The organism is Streptomyces sp. O3, from assembly GCF_054788135.1.
Map to the genome: position 1 here is coordinate 1 of NZ_JBTVYK010000074.1, position 21,035 is coordinate 21,035.

At 70.9% G+C, this 21,035-nt stretch carries 18 protein-coding genes, 1 tRNA gene, 3 pseudogenes and 1 riboswitch; of the genes and pseudogenes, 6 read left to right on the top strand and 16 right to left on the bottom strand.

The window, feature by feature from the left end:
• Positions 1-63: 63 nt before the first annotated feature.
• Positions 64-720: pseudogene (locus ACX6XY_RS27385) on the top strand (hypothetical protein); the annotation flags it as partial.
• A gap of 41 nt (positions 721-761) precedes the next feature.
• On the opposite strand, the gene ACX6XY_RS27390 reads toward ACX6XY_RS27385, so the two are convergent.
• Positions 762-1,073, bottom strand: coding sequence for a hypothetical protein (locus ACX6XY_RS27390; RefSeq protein WP_460336351.1), 312 nt, complete (start codon positions 1,071-1,073; stop codon positions 762-764).
• A gap of 138 nt (positions 1,074-1,211) precedes the next feature.
• Between ACX6XY_RS27390 and ACX6XY_RS27395 the strand changes: the two genes are divergently transcribed.
• Positions 1,212-1,442: a DUF4287 domain-containing protein gene (locus tag ACX6XY_RS27395; RefSeq protein ID WP_460336354.1), complete on the top strand. Its 231-nt coding sequence runs from the start codon at positions 1,212-1,214 to the stop codon at positions 1,440-1,442.
• Between the two features lie 124 nt (positions 1,443-1,566).
• Here ACX6XY_RS27395 and ACX6XY_RS27400 read toward each other — a convergent pair whose 3' ends face one another.
• A complete protein-coding gene (locus tag ACX6XY_RS27400) occupies positions 1,567-2,439 on the bottom strand; it encodes a Bax inhibitor-1/YccA family protein (RefSeq protein ID WP_460336356.1) in 873 nt (290 codons plus the stop codon).
• 168 nt (positions 2,440-2,607) lie between these two features.
• A tRNA-Leu gene (locus tag ACX6XY_RS27405) sits at positions 2,608-2,694 on the bottom strand.
• 387 nt (positions 2,695-3,081) lie between these two features.
• Here ACX6XY_RS27405 and ACX6XY_RS27410 point away from each other — a divergent pair.
• Entirely contained in the window at positions 3,082-3,852 is a 771-nt protein-coding gene (locus ACX6XY_RS27410) for an ABC transporter ATP-binding protein (RefSeq protein WP_460336359.1), read from the top strand.
• A gap of 114 nt (positions 3,853-3,966) precedes the next feature.
• Positions 3,967-6,504, top strand: coding sequence for an ABC transporter permease (locus ACX6XY_RS27415; RefSeq protein WP_460336362.1), 2,538 nt, complete (start codon positions 3,967-3,969; stop codon positions 6,502-6,504).
• A gap of 131 nt (positions 6,505-6,635) precedes the next feature.
• Here ACX6XY_RS27415 and ACX6XY_RS27420 read toward each other — a convergent pair whose 3' ends face one another.
• The 3 genes and pseudogenes from ACX6XY_RS27420 to ACX6XY_RS27430 form a co-directional block, all read right to left on the bottom strand.
• On the bottom strand, positions 6,636-7,931 hold the full coding sequence (locus ACX6XY_RS27420) for a class I SAM-dependent methyltransferase (RefSeq protein WP_460336365.1): 1,296 nt from the start codon (positions 7,929-7,931) through the stop codon (positions 6,636-6,638).
• Positions 7,932-8,201: 270 nt separating this feature from the next.
• Positions 8,202-9,611 carry an NAD(P)/FAD-dependent oxidoreductase gene (locus ACX6XY_RS27425; protein WP_460336368.1) on the bottom strand — a complete coding sequence of 470 codons (1,410 nt, stop codon included), beginning with the start codon at positions 9,609-9,611 and terminating at the stop codon, positions 8,202-8,204.
• Between the two features lie 437 nt (positions 9,612-10,048).
• A pseudogene (locus tag ACX6XY_RS27430) lies at positions 10,049-10,198 on the bottom strand (LPXTG cell wall anchor domain-containing protein); the annotation flags it as partial.
• A gap of 22 nt (positions 10,199-10,220) precedes the next feature.
• Here ACX6XY_RS27430 and ACX6XY_RS27435 point away from each other — a divergent pair.
• Positions 10,221-10,862, top strand: a complete 642-nt coding sequence (locus tag ACX6XY_RS27435) for a hypothetical protein (RefSeq protein WP_460336409.1) — start codon at positions 10,221-10,223, stop codon at positions 10,860-10,862.
• Positions 10,863-10,965: 103 nt separating this feature from the next.
• Here ACX6XY_RS27435 and ACX6XY_RS27440 read toward each other — a convergent pair whose 3' ends face one another.
• From ACX6XY_RS27440 to ACX6XY_RS27480, 9 genes are all read right to left on the bottom strand, one after another.
• Positions 10,966-11,931 carry a Ppx/GppA phosphatase family protein gene (locus ACX6XY_RS27440; RefSeq protein ID WP_460336371.1) on the bottom strand — a complete coding sequence of 322 codons (966 nt, stop codon included), beginning with the start codon at positions 11,929-11,931 and terminating at the stop codon, positions 10,966-10,968.
• Entirely contained in the window at positions 11,928-12,524 is a 597-nt protein-coding gene (locus ACX6XY_RS27445; protein ID WP_460336374.1) for a DUF501 domain-containing protein, read from the bottom strand. Before ACX6XY_RS27445 ends, ACX6XY_RS27440 begins: the two co-directional genes overlap by 4 nt.
• A 65-nt stretch (positions 12,525-12,589) precedes the next feature.
• A complete protein-coding gene (locus ACX6XY_RS27450; RefSeq protein WP_460336377.1) occupies positions 12,590-13,078 on the bottom strand; it encodes an FtsB family cell division protein in 489 nt (162 codons plus the stop codon).
• A gap of 156 nt (positions 13,079-13,234) precedes the next feature.
• The gene (eno, locus tag ACX6XY_RS27455) at positions 13,235-14,515 is read right to left on the bottom strand and encodes a phosphopyruvate hydratase (RefSeq protein ID WP_460336380.1); all 1,281 of its coding nucleotides are present in this window, start codon (positions 14,513-14,515) and stop codon (positions 13,235-13,237) included.
• Between the two features lie 225 nt (positions 14,516-14,740).
• Positions 14,741-15,529, bottom strand: a complete 789-nt coding sequence (locus ACX6XY_RS27460) for a transglycosylase family protein (protein ID WP_460336383.1) — start codon at positions 15,527-15,529, stop codon at positions 14,741-14,743.
• 3 nt (positions 15,530-15,532) lie between these two features.
• Positions 15,533-15,710, bottom strand: a riboswitch (cyclic di-AMP (ydaO/yuaA leader).
• Positions 15,711-15,892: 182 nt separating this feature from the next.
• Positions 15,893-17,119 (bottom strand): LysM peptidoglycan-binding domain-containing protein, encoded by a 1,227-nt coding sequence (locus ACX6XY_RS27465; protein WP_460336386.1) that lies wholly within the window; start codon positions 17,117-17,119, stop codon positions 15,893-15,895.
• A gap of 110 nt (positions 17,120-17,229) precedes the next feature.
• Positions 17,230-18,549, bottom strand: a complete 1,320-nt coding sequence (locus ACX6XY_RS27470) for a cytochrome P450 family protein (protein WP_460336389.1) — start codon at positions 18,547-18,549, stop codon at positions 17,230-17,232.
• Positions 18,546-19,544 (bottom strand): nucleoside triphosphate pyrophosphohydrolase, encoded by a 999-nt coding sequence (locus tag ACX6XY_RS27475; RefSeq protein WP_460336407.1) that lies wholly within the window; start codon positions 19,542-19,544, stop codon positions 18,546-18,548. The genes ACX6XY_RS27470 and ACX6XY_RS27475 overlap by 4 nt, the downstream gene beginning before the upstream one ends.
• Before the next feature lie 129 nt (positions 19,545-19,673).
• A complete protein-coding gene (locus ACX6XY_RS27480; protein WP_460336392.1) occupies positions 19,674-20,345 on the bottom strand; it encodes a SurA N-terminal domain-containing protein in 672 nt (223 codons plus the stop codon).
• A gap of 294 nt (positions 20,346-20,639) precedes the next feature.
• On the opposite strand from ACX6XY_RS27480, the gene ACX6XY_RS27485 reads away from it, so the two are divergent.
• Complete coding sequence (locus ACX6XY_RS27485; RefSeq protein ID WP_460336395.1) at positions 20,640-20,816, top strand: antitoxin; 177 nt, start codon at positions 20,640-20,642, stop codon at positions 20,814-20,816.
• Between the two features lie 40 nt (positions 20,817-20,856).
• On the opposite strand, the pseudogene ACX6XY_RS27490 reads toward ACX6XY_RS27485, so the two are convergent.
• A pseudogene (locus ACX6XY_RS27490) lies at positions 20,857-21,035 on the bottom strand (helix-turn-helix domain-containing protein); the annotation flags it as partial.

Below are 21,035 nucleotides of genomic sequence, written 5' to 3' on the forward strand. Positions count from 1 at the left end.
GTCAGGGCCGGCCTTACCGGTAGGTGGGGTCGGGCCCGGGCGGTGGGGGGGGTGCGCTAAGGGGCCGGGGCGCGCGCTTTGGGGGCCGCCCGGGGGGCGCGCGACGCCGCGGACGCGCCGTCGCTGCTCACCGGGCTGCCCCAGAACATCGCCGAGGAGCTGTTCCTGCCGCGCCAGGTGGACTTCACCGGCCTGGACCGCGAGCTGCTCGGCGAGACCGCCGACCCCGCCGTCGACCCGGCGCTCGACTCCGCTTTCGAGTCCGCCGTCGACCCGGCGGTCGAGCCCGCCGACCAGTTCGCCGAGTCCGCGGAGCGCACGGACGGCGGCGGTGAGTCGCCCGAGCTGGCCGCGGCCCGCCGTCGGCACCCCTCGCACCCGGACTTCGTCCCCGTACAGCCCGTACGGGACTCGGCCGCCGGTGACCACGAGCTGACGGTGACCCGGCTGGACGAGCTGGCGCAGGCCCGCACCGCGCTCTCCGACGTCCGTCCGGGGCCGCTCGGCACCCTGGACGTGTACGTCTTCAGCGACGGCACCACGCTGTGCATGACTCCGGGCCACCGCGAGACCGCGGAACGCCTCGCGGCCGCGCTGCGGGACGGCGAGACGCCCGTACTGCTCGGCGGCTCCGGGATCTCCGGCGCGTACACGCTGACGTTCGGCTGCGGCGGCGAGAACGTGTACATCCTGGCCGACCGGGTCATCGCGAGCGCCTGACCCCGACGCGCGGGGCGCGCGTACCCCGACGCGCGGGCGTCTTACACGCCCGCGCGCCGCTGTGCGCCCGCCACCAGTTCCAGCGCGTCCGCGAGTTCACTCTCGTTCGTGAGTACGAGAGCCAGGTCCCGTCCCGCGACGAGAACTTGGTCGGCCGCCGCGAACATCCCGGCGTCCGGCATCTCACGCACCGGGGCGTCCGGCGCCTCGATCCGCTGCGCTCTGTACGCCAACTCCCTGGCCAACGCCAGCGCTTCGGCCGCCGCACCCCGCTGGAGGCGGCTCTGCGGAGCGGCCCGCAGCAGGTCGGCGAAGCGGTCCACGGCACTGGTCAGAGGCGTCGTATCAAGCACCCCGTGACCCTATGCGCCGGAGCGGGACTGTTGCCAACGCCCCGACAGTCAGGCACGGTGACGTGAAGGACCCGCGAGCCGGGCCTGCTCGGTCCGGTCCGGTGTCCCCTCCTGCATCGACAGCGTCCGGAGGCGCCGATGTCCCTTGTCTTCTCCGAGGAGACCCACCGCAACCTGCTCTCCCGCATCCCCCATTGCACCGGCCGTGAAGTCGCCGACTGGATGCGCGCCGTACACGAAGGCCCGTCTATTCTCCGCTTCGAGGAGAAAGTCAGCTGGCTCCGCGCCGAGTACGACCTCTCCCACGGATACGCCAAAGCGCTCATCCACGAGTACGACATGAGGAGGGCCGCGCGCAGGCTGACCTAGGCCCGCGCCGCCGTACGTCACCCCGCACACCACCCGAAGTACGTCACACCACCCGAAGCCCCCGCAACGCGAAGGGCCCGCGGATCGCTCCGCGGGCCCTTCTGCCTGGTCTCTACCGGGTCGTTCAGTCGTTGCCCTGCAAGATGGCGATCAGCCGCAGCATCTCCAGGTAGATCCACGCCAGGGTCATGGTGAGCCCGAAGGCCGCCAGCCAGGACTCCTCGCGGGGAGCGCCGTACGCGATGCCGTCCTCGACCTGCTTGAAGTCCAGGGCCAGGAAGAACGCGCCGAGCAGAATGCCGACGACGCCGAAGACGATGCCCAGAGCGCCGCTGCGGAAGCCGAGGCCGTCACCGCCGCCGAAGACCATGAACAGCAGGTTGACCGACGTCAGGACCATGAAGCTGATGGCCGCGATCATCAGGAAGCGCGTGAAGCGCGCCGTGACCCGGATGATCCTCGTCTTGTAGAGGAACAGCATGGTGCCGAACACGGCCATGGTGCCCAGGACCGCCTGCATGGCGGCGCCCTCGGCCACGTACGTGTTGACGAAGTTGCTGATCGCGCCGAGGAAGAGGCCCTCGAAGACCGCGTAGCCGAGGATCAGCGCGGGCGACGGCTTCCGCTTGAAGGCCTGGACGAGACCCAGCACCATCGCGACCAGCGCGGCGCCGATGGCCAGGCCGAGGCCCATGTCCGTGACCCAGGCCACGGTCGCGCCGACGATCAGGAGGCCGAGCGTCATGCCCGTACGGGCGACGACGTCGTCCATCGTCATACGTCCGGCGGCGGGCGGCGCCTGCGGGACGCCCTGCTGCTGTGCGTACGGGTTCGTCGGCGCCTGCGGCGCCTGCGCGTACGGGTTGCCCTGGGTCGCGTACGGGTTGCCCTGGGCTCCGAAAGCGGCTCCCCCGGCCTGCGGCCCGGCGTTGAAGCCCGCGTGCCCGTTGTCGCGGCTGAACCCCCGTCGCGAGAAGACCGGGTTGCTGCTCCTCATTTCACTCCTCCGTGGCCGCCCAGTGCGGCCTTGGCTCAAGGGTAATGGCTTCGCAAAAGTCGCACCCTACTGCGCTGGGAGGATCTTTCCCACAGTCTTCGTGGGAATTCGACAAAGCGCGCCCGTTCCGCGCGGCGGACGCGGCGGCGGCGGACGCGGCGGCGGCGGTGGTGCCCGGAACCGGACTCGAACCGGTACGCCCCCGAGGGAGCAGCGAGGTTTAAGCTCGCCGTGTCTGCATTCCACCACCCGGGCAGGCAAGAGGCTCCGCGAGATCAGAGCCTATCCGGACAGATCCCCCGAACAGCCTCGGGAGATCCCGATGTTGTCTTATTTTATTGGCGACTGAGGGAGCATCAGACCCTGGGGGGCGGGCATCGGCACATGCCAGAGACCTTTCCAGGATCACGCGGACGCGCGACAGGATTGACGGGATTCCGCCGCCTTGACCCGAACCGCACCGCTCTCCGCGGGGCAGGGGGCGTCTCAGGGTGTCTCTCCTCCCCAGGTATGACGCAAGGGGGTCCCCGTCAGCCTTCCGAGTAAGCCCAGAACGGGAGCTGCGGCTGACTCCCCGGCGGGATTCGGGGCCCACGATGGAGGAGTCCGCTCAACCGCGCCGCCCGACAGGAGACACCTCCCGTGACCACCACCCCCCTTGCCCACCAGGCCACTGCCGTCGCCGCACGTGCCACGGACCTGTCGAAGGTCTACGGAGCGGGCGAGACCCAGGTGGTCGCCCTGGACCGGGTCTCGGTCGACTTCGAGCAGGCCCGGCTGACGGCGATCATGGGTCCCTCCGGGTCCGGCAAGTCGACGCTGATGCACTGTGTAGCCGGACTCGACTCGTTCAGCAGCGGATCTGTACGGATCGGCGAGACCGAGCTGGGCGCGCTGAAGGACAAGCAGCTCACCAAGTTGCGCCGGGACAAGATCGGCTTCATCTTCCAGGCGTTCAATCTGCTGCCGACGCTCACCGCGGCGGAGAACATCACCCTGCCGATGGACATCGCCGGACGTAAGCCCGACAAGGAGTGGATGGAGCGGGTCATCGAGATGGTGGGGCTCTCCGGGCGGCTCAGCCACCGGCCGAGCGAGCTCTCCGGCGGTCAACAGCAGCGGGTCGCGGTGGCGCGGGCGCTGGCCTCCAAGCCCGACATCATCTTCGGCGACGAGCCGACCGGAAACCTGGACTCCCGCTCCGGCGCCGAGGTCCTGGGCTTCCTGCGGAACTCGGTGCGGGAGCTGGGCCAGACCGTGGTGATGGTCACCCACGACCCGGTGGCCGCCTCGTACGCGGACCGGGTCGTCTTCCTCGCCGACGGCCGCATCGTCGACGAGCTGCACGAGCCGACGGCGGACGGCGTACTCGACCGCATGAAGCGCTTCGACGCCAAGGGCCGCACCAGCTGAGCCCCGGTCGGCCCACCGGGCCACCGCCCCGCCGCCTCGCCCTGCCCCACCCCGCCCTGCTCTGCCCTGCCCGCGTCCGGGCCCGCCCCGCCGCGCCGTACCTCAGGACCTTCCATGTTCCGTACCGCCCTGCGCAATGTGCTCGCGCACAAAGCCAGGCTGCTGATGACCGTGATCGCCGTGATGCTCGGCGTGGCCTTCGTCTCCGGCACCCTGGTGTTCACCAACACGATCTCCCAGGCCTACCAGAACAGCTCGGCCAAGGGCTTCGACCACGTCGACGTCGTGATCACGCCCGAGAACGACGAGGACGCCACCGGCAAGCCGGGCGCGGCCCCCCGGCTCACCCAGGAACTGCTCGACCAGGCCGCGAAGGCGCCCGGAGCGGCCTCCGCGACCGGCACCGTGACCGGCTTCGCCGCGGTCGCCGACAAGGACGGCAAGCTCGTCGGCGAGGGCTGGGACAGCCGGGGCGCCAACTACTACCCGAGCGAGAACGGCGCCGACCCCCGCTACCCGATGAAGGACGGCGAGGCCCCGCGCGGCGAGCACGAGGTCGCCCTGGACGCCAAGACCGCCGACCGCGCCGGATACCGGGTCGGCGACACCGTACGCATGTCCGTGGACGGGCCGGTCCTGGAGCAGAAGCTCACCGGCGTCTTCACCACCGACGACGGCAACGTCGCGGCCGGCGGCAGCCTCGCCCTCTTCGACACCGCGACCGCCCAGAAGCTCTACGCCAAGCCCGGCGAGTTCAGCGAGATCCAGGTCCAGGCGGCGTCCGGCACCTCGCAGGCCGCGCTCAAGACCGAGATCGACAAGATCCTGCCGAAGAACGAGGCCGAGGCCGCCACCGGCGAGAAGCTCGCCGCGGACCAGGCCGAGGCGATCTCCGACGGGATGAGCGGCATCCGCACCACACTGCTCGCGTTCGCCGGGATCTCGCTGTTCGTCGGCATCTTCATCATCGCCAACACCTTCACCATGCTGGTCGCCCAGCGCACCAAGGAGCTGGCCCTGCTGCGCGCCGTCGGCGCCAGCCGCCGCCAGGTGACCCGCTCCGTGCTGTTCGAGGCGCTCGTGGTCGGCACGGTCGCGGCCGTCGCCGGGCTGGCCGCCGGTGTCGGCATCGGCGCCGGGCTGCGCGGCCTGCTGGGCGCCATCGGCGCGACCGTGCCGGACGGCCCGCTGGTCTTCACTCTCGGCACCGTGCTCACCGCGCTGATCGTCGGCGTCGTGGTCACCATGCTGGCCGCCTGGCTGCCGGGCCGCCGCGCCGCGAAGATCCCGCCGGTGGCCGCGATGAACAGCGTGCACGCCACGGCGTCTGCCAAGTCCCTGGTGCTGCGGAACTCCATCGGCGCCGTGTTCGCCGCCGCGGGCATCGCCGCCGTACTGGCGGGCACCACCATGGGCAGCGACGGCAAGGCGCCGATGGGCCTGGGCGCCGGACTGCTGCTGATCGGCGTCTTCGTCCTCACCCCGCTGCTGTCCCGGCCGGTCATCGCGGCCGCGGCCCCCGTGCTGCGCCTGTTCGGGGTCTCCGGCAAGCTCGCCCGGCAGAACTCCGTACGCAATCCGCGGCGCACCGCCGCCACCGCGTCCGCGCTGATGATCGGCCTGACCCTGATCACCGGTATGACGGTGATCGCGGGCAGCGTGCAGAAGTCCATCGACAAGATGGCGACCAGCGCCCTCAGGGCCGACTACTTCGTCTCGATGGCGAACTTCACCCCGCTGTCCACGGATGTGGAGAAGAAGCTGGCGGGCGTCGACGGGGTCACGGCCACCAGCCCGATCCGGGAATCGCCCTCGCGCGTCAAGGGTGAATACCAGTCGCTCTACGGTGTCGACGCCGCGAGCATGGGCAAGCTGACCGAACTGGACTTCGAGCAGGGCTCGTGGGACGCCGTGCGCGGTAACAAGGTCGTCGTGGACGACGACGCCGCCAAGGAGCACGGCTGGAAGGCCGGTTCGGAGTTCCCCGTCACGTACGAGGACGGGAAGAAGGGCACGCTGGAGGTCGCGGGCGTCTACGTGGGCAACGAGATGCTGAGCGGCATCATGCTCGACAAGGACGCCCTCGCCCCGCACCAGCGCACGCTCACCGACACCCAGGTGCTGGTCAAGACGGCGGACGGCGCGAGCTCCGCGGCCAAGGACGCCCTGAAGAAGGAGCTGGGGAGCAACCCCGCCATCCTCGTCCAGGACAAGAAGGACGTCTCCGAGTCCATCGCGCAGATGTTCACGCTGGTGCTGAACATGCTGTACGGCCTGCTGGCGATGGCGGTCATCGTCGCCGTGCTCGGTGTGGTCAACACCCTCGCGATGTCGGTGTTCGAGCGGTCCCAGGAGATCGGGATGCTGCGGGCCATCGGCCTGGACCGCCGCGGCATCAAGCGGATGGTCCGCATGGAGTCCCTGGTGATCTCGCTGTTCGGCGGGGTCCTGGGAATCGGGCTCGGGGTGTTCTTCGGCTGGGCGGTCGGCGAGATGATCGCGAGTGTGCTCTCGACGTACGAGCTGGTCATGCCGTGGGGCCGGATGGGCGTGTTCCTGGCGATGGCCGCCGTGGTCGGCGTGCTGGCGGCGCTGTGGCCCGCGCGGCGGGCGGCGAAGCTGAACATGCTGGCGGCGATCAAGGCCGAGTAGCACCAGGACCTGACGCAGGGACCGGACACAGAGCCCGGACCTGACGCAGGGACCGGACCCGGCGAAGGGCCCCGGACGGCGACCGCCAGCCGTCCGGGGCCCTTCCGCCGTGCGCGTGCGGCCGAAAGGGCTCAGGCGTGCCAGTCGCGGGTGCGCAGGGGCAGGCCCGACCCGCCGGGCGCGGTGGGCCTGACGGCCAGGATCTGGTTGACGCCGATGCGGTTGCTCTCGAAGGCCAGCGCGGACGCGGCCATATACAGACGCCACACGCGGGCCCGGCCAGGCGAGGTGAGCCGTACCGCCTCCGGCCAGCGCGCCTCCAGGTTGGCGACCCACTGGCGCAGCGTCAGGGCGTAGTGCTCGCGCAGCGCTTCGAGGTCGCGCACCTCGAAACCGGCGTTCTCCAGCTGCGCGGCAGTGCGGCCGACCGGGGCGAGTTCCCCGTCGGGGAAGACGTACGCGTCGATGAACGCGTTGATGCGGTAGGCGGACTCGTCCTCCTGGGGGCGGCGGGCGATCTGGTGGTTCAGGAGGCGGCCGCCCGGTGCGAGGAGCGCGTACAGGTCGCGGGCGTACTCCGCGTAGCGCTTGGAGCCGACGTGTTCGGCCATCCCGATCGAGGAGATCGCGTCGTACGGGCCGTCGCTGACGTCCCGGTAGTCCTGAACACGGATCTCGACGCGGTCGGTGAGCCCGTCGTCGGCCACACGCTTACGGGCGTAGGCGGCCTGCTCGGCGGAGAGCGTGACGCCGACGACGCGCACCCCGTGCTCGCGCGCGGCGTGCGCGGCCATGGAGCCCCAGCCGCAGCCGACGTCGAGCAGCCGCATGCCCGGACGCAGGCCCAGCTTCCGGCAGACCAGTTCGAGCTTGTCGCGCTGGGCGTCCTCCAGGGTCGCCCGCTCGGACTCCCAGTAGGCGCACGAGTAGACCATCGACGGGCCCAGCACCAGGGCATAGAAGTCGTTGCCCACGTCGTAGTGGTGGCTGATGGCCTGCCGGTCGCGGATCTTGGTGTGCAGCGGACCGCTGCGGCGGCCGACCTCCTCGCGCGGCGGGGGCGGCGGGGGCAGCGGCCGCGCCAGCCTGAGCAGGGAGCGGGCGGCGGTACGGATCCGGGGGTCGGCCGCGAGCTCCCGCTTGCCGCGCCCCGGCTCGTCGTTGTCCCAGAGCAGCCCGGACATCAGGCTCAGCGCCTCGTACAGGTCGCCCTCGACGTCGAGATCCCCGGCGACCCAGGCGCGGGCCAGGCCCAGCTCACCGGGCTTCCACAGCAGGCGGCGCAGGGCACGTCGGCGGCGTACGACCAGGGCGGGGCCGCCTGGGGGCCCCGAAGTGCTGCCGTCCCAAGCGCGGATGCGGATCGGGAGCCTCGCTCCCAGCAGCTGCTCCGCGAGAGTCCTCAGCCGCGACGCGGCGTCTGCCATGGTGCACCTCCGTGCGAGCCGGTGTTCCGGAGTGTCCGACTTCCACATAAACACCAACAGGCCTGCCGCATAGTCCCCCTGACGGTGAATGTCCGGGTTCCGGACGAGATCCCTCCAGACGGCGGCGGCGGCCGCACGCGAGCACGGAAACACCGGAGAGAAACGCGGGAACGCCGAAGGGGCCGCCCGCACCACGGATGGCGGACGGCCCCTTCGGGGTTCTGCGGAGCGGCGGGGCCGGGAGAACTCGGGCCCGGCCGCGCTACTCGGCTACTTGGCGGCGGCCTTGTCCTTGGCGCCCTCGGCGTCCTTCGCGGCCTTGGGCTCCGCCGCCGGGACCGCCGGGGCGGGCTTCGCGGCCTCGTAGAACTCCTCGCGCGGCGACTCCATCGCGCCGAGCGAGACGACCTCGCGCTTCAGGAACACCGCGAGCGTCCAGTCGGCGAAGACACGGATCTTGCGGTTGAAGGTCGGCATGGCCATGCCGTGGTAGCCACGGTGCAGGTACCAGGCGAGACGGCCCTTGAACTTGAGCTTCATCTTGCCGACGACGATCATCGCCACGCCCTTGTGCAGGCCGAGCCCGGCGACCGCGCCCTTGTTGGCGTGCTTGTACTCCTGCTGCGGGAAGCCGCGCATGCCGGAGACCACGTTGTCGCCGAGCACCTTGGCCTGGCGCAGCGCGTGCTGGGCGTTCGGCGGGCACCAGGCGTTCTCGTTGCCAGCGGCGCGGCCGACCAGGTCCGGGACCTGGGCGTTGTCGCCCGCGGCCCAGATGTAGTCGGTGCCCTGCACCTGGAGGGTGGCCTGGGTGTCGACGTGGCCGCGCGGGCCGAGCGGCAGGCCGTAGCGGGCCAGCGCCGGGTTCGGCTTCACACCGGCGGTCCAGACGATGGTGTTGGAGTCGACCTCAAGGCCGTTCTTCAGCACCACGTGGCCGTCGACGCAGGACTCCATGGAGGTGGAGAGGTGGACCTCGACCCCGCGGCTCTCCAGGTGCTCCTTGCCGTACTGGCCGAGCTTGGGGCCGACCTCGGGAAGGATCTTGTCCGCGGCGTCCACGAGGACGAAGCGCATGTCCTCGCGCTTCACGTTGTTGTAGTACTTCGCGGCGTCGCGGGCCATGTCCTCGACCTCGCCTATGGTCTCCGCGCCAGCGAAGCCACCGCCGACGAAGACGAAGGTCAGCGCCTTGCGGCGAACCTCCTCGTCGGTCGTCGAGTCGGCCTTGTCGAGCTGTTCGAGTACGTGGTTGCGCAGGCCGATGGACTCCTCGATGCCCTTCATTCCGATGCCCTGCTCGGCGAGGCCGGGGATCGGGAAGGTACGGGAGATCGCGCCGAGCGCGATGACCAGGTAGTCGAAGGGCAGTTCGTACGCCTCGCCCACGAGCGGGGTGATCGAGGCGACCTTGCGGTCCTGGTCAATCGTGGTGACCCGACCGGTGAGCACCTCGGCCTTGGGCAGCACGCGTCGCAGTGGGACGACGACGTGACGCGGCGAGATGCTTCCGGCGGCGGCTTCGGGGAGGAAGGGCTGGTACGTCATGTACGAGCGAGGGTCGACGACCGTGACGGTCGCCTCCCCGTAGCGCATCTTCTTCAGAATGCGACGAGCTGCGTACAGGCCTACGTACCCACCGCCTACAACGAGGATCCTGGGACGCTCCGTGGTGCTCATGCCATCGAGTATCCACCCCCTACTCAGGGGTCGCTCGTGAGCCCCTTCACAAGGGTCTAGGGGGTCTCTGCTACACTACGCGGCCCGCGTGACGCAGATCATGGCCCGGCGTGGGAACCTCCGGGCACCGCGCGACCGTTGAGACGCCCGCCGAACTGGCCATCCTGGCAGCTCCGGGGCGTGAACGCGGGCCGGGGGCGGGGATTCGGCGCGGGCGCGGACCGACCCCGCAGGGGGTCCCTGATCCAGACGCGGGGACCCTTCGGGCAGCCGGATCGGGCGCTGGGGGCTCCAGATTCGCCCCAGGGGAGCCTTTTCCTTGTGAAGAACTTCACGAAGTTTTTCGCGCGGGACATGTCGAAGGCGGCCCCTCCGTGGCTTGAATGCCGGAGAGGCCGCCCATGGCGACGATCCGAAGGGGCTAGCCCGCCAGCTCCTTAGATAGTGCCGCTACCGCTACTGCTGCCGCTGCCGCGTCGGCGCCGCACGACCAGCACGCCAGCTCCGGCGAGGATCATCCCCAGGCTGGCGGCGCCCAGCGCTGCCAGCTGCCCGGAGGAGGCACCGGTCTCCGGCAGCTCGGGGGGCTTGGTGGGGGTGGGCGTGTCCGTGGGCGTCGGCGTGTCCGTGGGCGTCGGCGTATCCGTCGGCGTCGGCGTATCCGTCGGCGTCGGCGTATCCGTCGGCGTCGGCGTATCCGTCGGCGTCGGCGTATCCGTCGGCGTCGGCGTATCCGTCGGCGTCGGCGTATCCGTCGGCGTCGGCGTATCCGTCGGCGTGGGCGTATCCGTCGGCGTGGGCTTCGGCGGCTTCGTGGGCTTCGGCGGCTTCGTGGGCCCTGGCGGCGGAATCTCCGGCAGCGTAGGCATCGGAGGCATCGGGACCGTCACCTCAGGCACAGGAGGCAACTTCGGCATCGGAGGCATCGGAGGCATCGGCACATCCTTCGACGGCGGCTTCGGCGAGTCGCAGCCGTGCGGCGGCTTGCCGTGCCCCGACCCCTCCTCCTGCCCGTACCCCTTGTCGCCTCCGGACCCGAAGGGCCACGGCGCCTTGCAGGGGTCGGTGAAGACGAAACTCCGGTTGTACATACCGGTACTGACGGCCGAGGGCGAGGCCGTCGCCAGCCCCACCCCGACCCCGATGGTCATGCTGGAGAGCACCCCGACAGCCAGTGCCACTCGCGTAGCCCGGCCTCTCAATCGTTCCACGCTAGTCCTCCCGTCCAGCCACCCAAAGCGGCCTGAATGAATTCAGAACAGTCCTATCGGACAAGGAGGCTGATATTCGTATTACGGGATGAACATCGGTAAATCGCACCCAATCGGACGAGCCGTCAGCGGCCTCGCCGGTGTCAGACGCCCCGCTCGACCTCGGACGCGACGGCGTGGGCGATCCCGTCGAGGATGTCGTGCTCGCTCACGACGACCTCGGCGGCGCCCGTGCGCTCCATGATCGCGAGGAGTACGAGCGTGCCCGCGGCGATCACATCGACCCGGCCCGGATGCATCACGCCGATCGCGGCCCGCTCGGCGTGCGTGGCGTTCAGCAGGCGCGCCGAGATCTCGGCGACCTGCTCGTACGGGATACGGGAGTGGTGGATCGCGGTGGAGTCGTACGCGGGGAGGCCCAGCGCGATCCCGGCCACCGTGGTGACCGACCCGGCCAGGCCCACCAGCGTCCGCGCCTCGGCGAGCGGCACCGTGCGCTCGGCCTCGTCGATGGCGGCGTCGATGTCGGCGCGTATGGCGGCGACCTGGGCCGGCGTCGGCGGGTCGGTGACGACTCCGTCGCGTACCAGGTGACGCTCGGTCATCCGCACACAGCCGATGTCGACGGACCGGGCGGCCTGTACGTGCTCCTCGCCGACGACCAGCTCGGTGGAACCGCCGCCGATGTCCACGACCAGATACGGCTTGGGCAGATGCATCCGGCCCGCGAGCCCCTTCGTGGCCCCGGTGAAGGAGAACTCGGCCTCCTGGTCACCGGTGATCACCTCGGGTTCCACTCCCAGGATCTCCAGCACGCCGCTGACGAACTCCGCACGGTTCTCGGCGTCCCGTGACGCCGACGTCGCGACGAAGCGGAGCCGCTCGGCACCGAGTTCCTTGATCACCGCGGCGTACTCACGGCAGGCGTCGAAGGTGCGGTCCAGCGCGTCCGCGGCGAGCCGTCCGGTCTTGTCCACACCCTGGCCGAGCCGGACGATCCGCATCCGGCGGTCCAGGTCGGTCAGTTCACCGGTGTCGGGAGCGACGTCGGCGACGAGCAGCCGGATCGAGTTCGTACCGCAGTCGATGGCGGCGACGCGAGTAGTCATCGAGCCTCTCCCTCTCCCTCTCCCTCTCCCTCGGCTTCGGTTGCGGGGGCGGATTCCGCGTCGGCTTCCGCTCCGGGCACGCACGGCGTGACGCAGGGGCCCTTGGTCCACCACTCGGGCAGCATCGCGAGCGCCTCGTCGCCCAGCGGGTTCACGCCGGGGCCCGCGGCCAGCGAGTGGCCGACCAAGACGTGCAGACACTTCACGCGGTCCGGCATGCCGCCCGCGCTCGGGAAGCCCGTCAGCTCCTCGATCTCGTCGCGGCGGCGGATGTAGTCCTCGTGCGCCGCGCGGTACGCGGCGGCCAGTTCGGGGTCGGCGGCCAGCCGCTCGGTCATCTCCTTCATGACCCCGCCTGCCTCCAGCGTGCCGATCGCCGACGCGGCCCGCGGGCAGGTCAGGTAGTACAGCGTCGGAAAGGGCGTGCCGTCCGGCAGCCGCGGGGCCGTCTCCACGACGTCCGGCTGCCCGCACGGGCAGCGGTGCGCGATGGCCCGCAGACCACGCGGCGGGCGGCCGAGCTGCTCCTTGAAGGCCGCCACGTCGGCGTCGGTCGGCTCGGTGCGCGGGGTGGGCGGCGGGGGCGTTTGCATGCCTGCGGTGTTTTCTCTCTGGGAAAGGGGGGTGGAGGGAGTTACGGGGAGGGCGGGCTGACTCTCTACTCGCCCGTGGTGCTGCGGCTCACGCGGTCGACCTTGTCGACGCCGTCGAAGAGGTTGGTATACCAGGGGCGGTCCGCCTTGCTCTGGTCGGCCCGGCGCCGGTCCGCGCCACCCAGGTCGGGCACCGTGAAGGCGGTCTCGCCCGGCCGCACCATGTGCAGCCGCTCGCGGGCCTGGCGCTCCGCATACGCGTCGTCCTGCCAGCGCGCCTTGGCGTCCCGCAGCTTCTCGGTCTGCTCCTTGGCGTCCCGCAGCAGCCGCTCCTGCTCGGCGATGTCGGCGCGCTGGGCGACGTACTGCCGCATGGGATAGGCGAGCGCGACCACTATCGAGCAGACCACCAGCGCGAGCAGCGCGGCCCGGCCGGTGAGCCGGGAGCGGCGGGCCTGGCGCTTGGTCTGCGAACGGTAGACACGGGCCGCGGTCTGCTCGCCGAGCAGCCGCAGTCTGGTGGTGGTGGAGAACCGGTCCCGGTTCCCTGCCATGGTCCCGCCTCCCCGCTGCCGCCGCGCCGACTCCGCGTCCGCTCTCACGTACGTACGTCCCCGCACACGGTACGGGACCGGGTACGGGGACGTACGGACGACGGGCCCTTGGGCCCTGAAGGCGTCAGCCGCCGAAGGCTTCGGCCGTCGCGGGCGTCAGCCCTTGAAGCGCGGGAAGGCGGAGCGGCCCGCGTACACCGCGGCGTCGTCGAGGATCTCCTCGATGCGCAGCAGCTGGTTGTACTTGGCGACGCGCTCGGAGCGGGCCGGGGCGCCGGTCTTGATCTGGCCGCAGTTGGTGGCGACGGCCAGGTCGGCGATGGTGACGTCCTCGGTTTCGCCGGAGCGGTGGGACATCATGCACTTGAAGCCGTTGCGCTGGGCGAGCTCGACGGCGTCCAGGGTCTCGGTCAGCGAGCCGATCTGGTTGACCTTGACCAGCAGGGCGTTGGCGGCGTCCTCCTCGATGCCGCGGCCCAGGCGCTCCGGGTTGGTGACGAACAGGTCGTCGCCGACGATCTGCACCTTGTCGCCGAGCTTCGAGGTCAGAACCTTCCAGCCCGCCCAGTCGTCCTCGAACAGCGGGTCCTCGATGGAGACGAGCGGGTACGAGGCGACGAGCTCCTCGTAGTACTCGGTCATCTCGGCGGCGGAGCGCTCCTTGCCCTCGAACTGGTACTTGCCGTCCTTGTAGAACTCGGAGGCGGCGACGTCGAGGGCGAGGGCGATCTGCTGGCCGGGGGCGTAACCGGCCTGCTTGACAGCCTCGATGATCAGGTCCAGGGCCTCGCGGTTGGAGCCCAGGTTCGGGGCGAAGCCGCCCTCGTCGCCGAGGCCGGTGGCCAGGCCCTTGTCCTTCAGCACCTTCTTGAGGGTGTGGTAGACCTCGGCGCCCCAGCGCAGGGCCTCGGAGAAGGACTCCGCGCCGATCGGGGCGATCATGAACTCCTGGATGTCCACGTTGGAGTCGGCGTGCGAGCCGCCGTTCAGGATGTTCATCATCGGCACCGGCAGCAGGTGCGCGTTGGGGCCGCCCAGGTAACGGAAGAGCGGCAGGTCGGAGGCCTCGGAGGCGGCGTGCGCGACGGCCAGCGAGACGCCGAGGATGGCGTTGGCGCCGAGCGAGCCCTTGTTGTCGGTGGCGTCCAGGTCGAACATGGCCTGGTCGATCAGGCGCTGCTCGGTGGCGTCGTAGCCGACGAGCTCCGGGCCGATCTGCTCGATGACGGCCAGGACGGCCTTCTCGACGCCCTTGCCGAGGTAACGGCTCGGGTCGCCGTCGCGGAGTTCGATGGCCTCGAAAGCACCGGTGGAGGCACCGGAGGGAACGGCGGCACGACCGGTGCTGCCGTCGTCGAGGCCGACCTCGACCTCGACCGTGGGGTTGCCTCGGGAGTCCAGGATTTCCCGGGCTACGACGACGTCGATGGACGGCACGAGCATCTCCTTCTGGGATGTGACGCTAGAAGTGCGAGGTCTCTATGGCCTTGCGACACGAGCCTAACCGCCTCGGCGGCATCGGCCAGCCGACCGACCGGACCATGGACACCCCGAGCATAGATTGTTTCTTAGAGAAACAAAAAGGCCCGGCACACAGCCCCGCCCCGGCGCGCACGGGGGTACGCGCGCCGGGGCGGGGTGGTCCGGGGGCGCCGAGGGAGGTCAGCTGAGGTGCAGCTGCTGGCCCGGATAGATGAAGTCGGCGTCCTCGACGATGTCCTTGTTCAGCTCGTGCAGGCTGCGCCAGCCGCCCTTGACGTCGTGCACCTCGGCGATCTCGGAGAGGGTGTCGCCGGACTTGACCTCATACTCGCCGTCGCCCTTCTTGACCGTCTTACCGGCCGGGGTCTCGACGGTCTTGGCGCTCTTGGCGCTCTTGGCGCTGCGCGAGGCCTTGGGGGCCTCAGACCGGGCCTCGGCCTTGGGAGCCTCGGACTTCGGGGCGGCCTGCTTGGGCTGCTCCCGCTTGGGCCGCGTCTGCGTCGACTGCTCCTGCTGGGGCGCCGACTGCTGCGAGGCGGCCGGGGCGCTCGGGGTGCTCTGCTGCTGCGTCGACTGCTGGCCGCCGCCGCTGTACGGGGCGTTGCTCAGGCCGACGCCGCAGCTCGGCCAGGCGCCCTTGCCCTGGCCCGCCAGGACCTTCTCGGCGATCTCGATCTGCTGCGCCTTGGTGGCCTGGTCGGCGGTCGAGGCGTACTGCGTGCCGCCGTACGCGGCCCAGGTGGAGGCCGAGAACTGCAGACCGCCGTAGTAGCCGTTGCCGGTGTTGATCGACCAGTTGCCGCCGGACTCGCACTGGGCGACCTTGTCCCACTCGGAGGCGGTGGCGGCCTGCGCGCCGGTCGCGCCCATCAGCGGGACGGCCACGGCGGCGCCGGTGACACCGGCGGCGGTGGCGATCCGGGTGGCCTTGGACGGACGACGGTGCTTGCCCTTGCCGGAAAACAGCATGAGTGATCCCCTCACCGACGCCTGCGAGGTGAGCTGTCGGGTTCGGGCTGTGAGCTGCCCGGCCGTACGGAGCTTCCGCGTCCCCGTACGGCTTCACCCCAAGCCGGTCCCGCCCTCTCTCAAGGGCCGGACCCGGCACGAACCTTGGGTCCCCCGCTCCTGCCTACGGCGCGTTACGCGACGACTGTTCCCGTACGGCCGTCGGCAGGATTCGGCGTGACGGCCATCGGGGCTCACCAGTGGCGAGCGGTCACGACGGTAAACACGGCCCCGGCCTCAACACCAAGGCGATCGGGGCCATTGAGACCCATCTCTCACTTACGGCAATGCCCCTTTAACTCGGACATTCACCCCGAACTGCCGTCACTTTTCGCCCAGATCGAGGCTTTGGCCGGGACGGATCAGGTCGGGGTCCTCGCCCACGACCTGCTTGTTGTCCGAGTAGAGCTCGGACCATCCGCCGTCAAGTCCGTGACTGTCGGCGATCGCCGACAGGTTGTCACCGGGCCGCACGGTGTAAGGGCCTTCGGCGGCGGTGCGGTCGGCGTCGCCGCGGGAGGCGTGCCGCCCCGAGCCGTCGGTCTCGCGCCCGTCGGACAGCTCCTCCGGGGCGGGCGCGCCACGGTGGCGGCCCGAGCCGTCGGCGGGCGACTCGGCGGAGCCTGCGGGCTCTTCGGACTCCGAAGCCTCGGGGGACTCGGGGGACTCAGCGGCCGAAGCGGACGAGTCCGTCGAATCCGGTGAATCAGACGATTCGGGTGAGTCGGGTGAGTCAGATGAATCGGACTCCCCTGATTCACCGGACGACACGTCAGACGAAGAGGATCCGCTCCCCGGAGATCCGCCCGGCTCACCCTCCGCGCCGCTGGCGCCGGTTTCGCCGATTTCGCCGCCTACGCCGGTTTCGTCACCTTCGCCCGACGCGTCACCCGACGCCGTACCGGACGACTCGCCCGACGACTCGCCCGACGCCTCGCCCGACGACTCACCCGACGCCTCGCCCGAAGAGTCGGAGGACGGCGAGGAGTCCGCGGAATCGACGTCCGGCGACGCGGACGGCTCAGGCGACCCGGAGGACGACCCCGACGGCTGGGACGAGCCGGACCCAGCCCCCGCGCCAGACCCCGACCCGGACGAGCCGGACGAGCCGGACGAGCCGGACGTGGGCGGAGTGGAGTCGGCGCTCGGCCCCGGATCCACGTCGGGCGTCTCGCCGCCCTGTTCAAGACCGGCGATCGGCGCACACGTACCCCAGGCGTCAGGACCCTGCGCGGCGAGCACCTTCTCGGCGACGGCTATCTGCTGCGAGCGACTGGCCAGGTCGGCGCGCGGCGCGTAGTCCAGACCGCCGTACGCCTCCCAGTCCTTCTGCGAGAACTGCAGCCCGCCGTAATACCCGTTGCCCATGTCGGCGCTCCACATGCCGCCGCTCTCGCACGCGGCGAGCGCGTCCCAGGTGGACGTGTCGGCGGCGCTCGCGCCGGATGCGCCGAGCAGCGGGATGGCGATGGCCGATCCGGTCACCCCCGCCGCGACGACAAGAGCCGGAGCCTGACGGGGCCGTCGGTGACGGCCGTTCCCGGAGAGCATGCGATTGCCTTTCGCGCGACTACACGGCTGAGCGACAGTTGAGTCGAACGGTGAACGTAGCCGCACTCGAACGCTTGTCACAAGTCGGTACAGCGGAGATCACACAACCATCACAGGCTTGACGGTGCGTCAGACGCGGTCTCGGGGGTGAAGGAGACGGGGAGCTTGCGCAGGCCGCGCATGATGAGGCCGCCGCGCCACCGCAACTCCTCCTCCGGCACGGCGAGCTGGAGGTCGGGGAGGCGGGTCAGCAGGGTCGCCAGGGCGATCTGGCCCTCCAGTCGGGCGAGCGGGGCGCCGAGGCAGTAGTGGATGCCGTGGCCGTACCCGAGGTGCTGGTTGTCGCGGCGGGCGAGGTCGAGCGTGTCCGGCTCGGCGAAGCGCGCCGGGTCGCGGTCGGCGGCGGCGAGCACCACGAGCACCGGGTCACCGGCGGCGATCGCCTGGCCGCCGATACTGAGCGACTCGGTGGCGAACCGCCAGGTGGCCAGCTCGACCGGGCCGTCGTAGCGCAGCAGTTCCTCGACCCCGGTCTCCAGGAGTCCGCGCTCACCGCGCCGCAGCGACTCCTGGAGGAGCGCGCGCTGCTCGGGGTGGTGGAACAGCGTGTGCACGCCGTTGCCGATGAGGTTGATGGTGGTCTCGAAACCGGCGAACAGCAGCACGAAACACATCGCCGCCGCCTCGTTCTCGGTCAGGTGCTCGCCGTGGTCGCTGGCCTTGATGAGCCCGGAGATGAGGTCGTCGCCCGGATTCTCGCGCTTGCGGTGGATCAGTTCGGCGAGGTAGCCGCGGATCTTCTTCACCGAGCGGGCGACGCCACCCCTCGGCCCCCCGCCGTGCCGGATCATCATCCCGGCCCAGTCCCGGAAGTCGTCCTGGTCCTCGCGCGGGACGCCGAGCAGGTCGCAGATCGCGTAGATGGGGAGCGGAAAGGCGAACTCGTGGATCAGGTCGGCCTCGCCCTTCGCGGCGAAGGCGTCGACGAACTGGTCCGTCAGCTCCTGCACTCGCGGCGCGAACTCGGCGATCCGGCGCGGCGTGAACGCCTTGGACACCAAGCGCCGCAGCCGGGTGTGGTCCGGCGGGTCGATATTGAGCAGATGGGTCATCAGCTCGGCCTTGCGCTCACCGGGGATGCCGGTCTTGCCCTTGGCGTGCGCGGGCTCGTCGTGGTGCGCCGGGTTCTTGCTGAGTCGCTGGTCGGCGAGCGCCTGCTTGGCGTCCGCGTACCGGGTGACGAGCCAGGCCTCCACACCGCTGGGCAGCCGGGTGCGGTGCACGGGGGCGTGCTCGCGCAGCCAGGCGTAGGCGGGGTACGGGTCGGTGGCGAACTCCCAGCTGAACAGCTCGGGCTTGGGGCCCTGCTCGGGGCCCTGCCCGACCGGCGCGGGCGGGTCCGGAGTCGGCGGGACGGGTGCGGTGGTCACGCCTGTCCCTCCGCCGCCCGGATCGTGTCGCGGTAGGCGCGGGCGGCGGCCCGCAGCGCGGCCTCCGGGTCGACGCCGTCGGCCTCCGCGCGTACCGCGAGCGCCAGCAGTTCGTACCCGATGCCGTCGCCGGTCGGCAGAGGGGCGTCCAGGCCCGCCGTCCGCACCCGCGAGGCGAGCTTGGCGGCCAGGGCCAGGCCCGGCTGGCCGAGCGGCACGCCGTCCGTCACCGAGTCCCGCTGCTTCTCCGCGGCCTTGGTGCGCAGCCAGTGCTCGCGCACCTCGTCCGGGGTCTCGGCGGTGTCGTCGCCGAAGACATGGGGGTGGCGGTGGATCAGCTTGCCGACGATGCCGCCCGCGACGTCGTCGACGGAGAAGGGCTCGTCGGGGTCCCCCTCGGCGATCCGGGCGTGGAAGACGACCTGGAGCAGGACGTCGCCGAGCTCTTCGCGGAGTTCGGCGCGGTCGCCGGTCTCGATCGCCTCGACGAGTTCGTACGCCTCCTCGATGCCGTACTTCGCCAGGCCCTCGTGGGTCTGCTGCGAGGACCACGGGCACTCGGCGCGGATGCGGTCCATGACCTGGACCAGGTCGAGCAGGCGGGCACCGGGCAGGTCGTACGAGGCGGGCAGCAGCTCCAGGGCGGGCATCCGGACCCGGCCCGAGCCCGCGAGGCGGGCGAGCCCGTCGGTCAGCGCGGGGTCGCCCTCGCCGGTGGCCACCACGACCACCGTGCGGCCGCCCGCGCACCGGTCGACCAGCTCCTGCGCGGTGGGGGCCGCGTGCTCGACGGCGACACCGGCCTCACGCAGGTAGGGCAGCTGCGGATGGTCCGGGTCGGCGCAGAGCACCTCGTCGGCGGCGCGCAGCGCCTGCCAGGCGGGCCAGGACAGCAGGCCGGGGGCGACCCGGTGGCTGGTGGTGAGCAGCAGGACGCGGCCGGGCGCGGCCGGGTCCGGCGCGGGGCGCGGGTCCCGTGCGGGGGTCGGGTCCATCGGGCCTGACGAGTCCTTCGAGGCGTTCACCTCTCGAACGTAACCCACCCCACTGACAACCCCGCCGGGCCCCCACCAGGCCCCCGCCGACTCCCGCCGCGCCGACTCCGTCCGCGGCTATGTCCGCCGCTATGTCCGCGCGTCGGTCTCCGAGCGGGACGTCACCTCGCGCAGCCACGGGGTGTCGGCGTCGACGCGGCCGTTCTCGCGGATGTTCCAGGTGCCGTAACGCGGGTTGAGGTCGATGTCGAGCGCGTCGGACGCCTTGATGACGGCCTCGCCGAACCCGGCGTCACCCAGCTTCTGGTTGAGCTTCTGGATCTGGAGCTGGGTACGGAGGGTGGCGTCGAGCTGTCCGGGGGCGACGTTCCCGCGCAGCGCGGCGCGCCGCAGACCCTCGGGGCCGCCCAGCTGCTTCTCCTGCGCGGCGCGCCGGGTCTGCACCTCCTTGCGGGTCACGACGACCCCGGCGTCCTGGGCCGCCTTCTCGAATACCTGGTCGAACACCATCGTGTTCAGGGTCACCCGCGCCAGGTCGCAGGACTGCGGCTGCTGCATCCGGAGCGCGGCGTCGCACTGGGCCTTGAGGAGGTCGGCGTACTCCTCGTCGTTCGAGGTCACCGCGCGCTGGGCGTCCCGCAGTTCGTTCACCCGGCCCTCCAGCTGGGCGACGGTGATCCGCTCGCCGCCGACCACGGCCGCCGCGCCCGGATGGGCTTCGCTGCCGCAGGCGGCCAGGAGTGGGGCCGCCACGAGGAGCGCGGCGGATACGGAGAGCGCGGTGCGACTGCGGCGGTGCAAAGGGGCCTCCCGGCGGCGGAACGGCGAGATTGTGCGGCTGTGCACAAGCGGGCCTTGCGGTGATCGATGGTATGCAGTGGCCGGGGGTTCGGCCACTGATTCGACCAACGATTCGGAGAGAGTCGCGGGTACGCGCGCGATGCGAGGCGGTGCGACGCGATGCGCCGGACACCCACGGGCGCGCCGCGCCGACCGGGCGTATCGTCAGAGGAGATACGGGTGGATAAGCACAGCGTGTCCCGATATCTCCACATCCGCATATCCACCCCGCCACCTCGGAAAGGAGCCCTGGGAATGGGCCTCATGGACAAGCTCAAGAGCAAGCTCCACATGGGCGAAGCAGCCGTGGACCGCGCGGGCGACATGATCGACAAGAAGACCGACAACAAGTACAAGGACCAGGTCGACAAGGCTCAGGACGCGGCGAAGGACGCCATGGGCATCGACCGGCAGAAGAAGACGGAAGAATAGCCAGGGCGGCCAGCCCAGACGAGCAGCCGCCTCAGGCCGCGTCCGTGCGGCGCTCCACATCGGCCCGCAGCGCACGGCCCGCCTCGGTCGCCGCGCCCGCCTCGTCCACCAGGCCGCGCGCGGCGAGCCGCTGGCGGGCCGCCTCCCACGCGTCGGGGCCGCGCCGACCCCCGCGAAGGACACCAGCGCCTCGACGGCGTCGAGTTCGGCGGCCAGCAA

Bases quoted from the DNA above. Each gene is read 5' to 3' on its own strand.
- ACX6XY_RS27395 (WP_460336354.1), top strand. From the start codon at position 1,212: ATGTCCCTTGTCTTCTCCGAGGAGACCCACCGCAACCTGCTCTCCCGC.
- ACX6XY_RS27400 (WP_460336356.1), bottom strand. From the start codon at position 2,439: ATGAGGAGCAGCAACCCGGTCTTCTCGCGACGGGGGTTCAGCCGCGAC.
- ACX6XY_RS27415 (WP_460336362.1), top strand. From the start codon at position 3,967: ATGTTCCGTACCGCCCTGCGCAATGTGCTCGCGCACAAAGCCAGGCTG.
- ACX6XY_RS27420 (WP_460336365.1), bottom strand. From the start codon at position 7,931: ATGGCAGACGCCGCGTCGCGGCTGAGGACTCTCGCGGAGCAGCTGCTG.
- ACX6XY_RS27425 (WP_460336368.1), bottom strand. From the start codon at position 9,611: ATGAGCACCACGGAGCGTCCCAGGATCCTCGTTGTAGGCGGTGGGTAC.
- ACX6XY_RS27440 (WP_460336371.1), bottom strand. From the start codon at position 11,931: ATGACTACTCGCGTCGCCGCCATCGACTGCGGTACGAACTCGATCCGG.
- ACX6XY_RS27445 (WP_460336374.1), bottom strand. From the start codon at position 12,524: ATGCAAACGCCCCCGCCGCCCACCCCGCGCACCGAGCCGACCGACGCC.
- ACX6XY_RS27450 (WP_460336377.1), bottom strand. From the start codon at position 13,078: ATGGCAGGGAACCGGGACCGGTTCTCCACCACCACCAGACTGCGGCTG.
- ACX6XY_RS27460 (WP_460336383.1), bottom strand. From the start codon at position 15,529: ATGCTGTTTTCCGGCAAGGGCAAGCACCGTCGTCCGTCCAAGGCCACC.
- ACX6XY_RS27465 (WP_460336386.1), bottom strand. From the start codon at position 17,119: ATGCTCTCCGGGAACGGCCGTCACCGACGGCCCCGTCAGGCTCCGGCT.
- ACX6XY_RS27475 (WP_460336407.1), bottom strand. From the start codon at position 19,544: ATGGACCCGACCCCCGCACGGGACCCGCGCCCCGCGCCGGACCCGGCC.
- ACX6XY_RS27485 (WP_460336395.1), top strand. From the start codon at position 20,640: ATGGGCCTCATGGACAAGCTCAAGAGCAAGCTCCACATGGGCGAAGCA.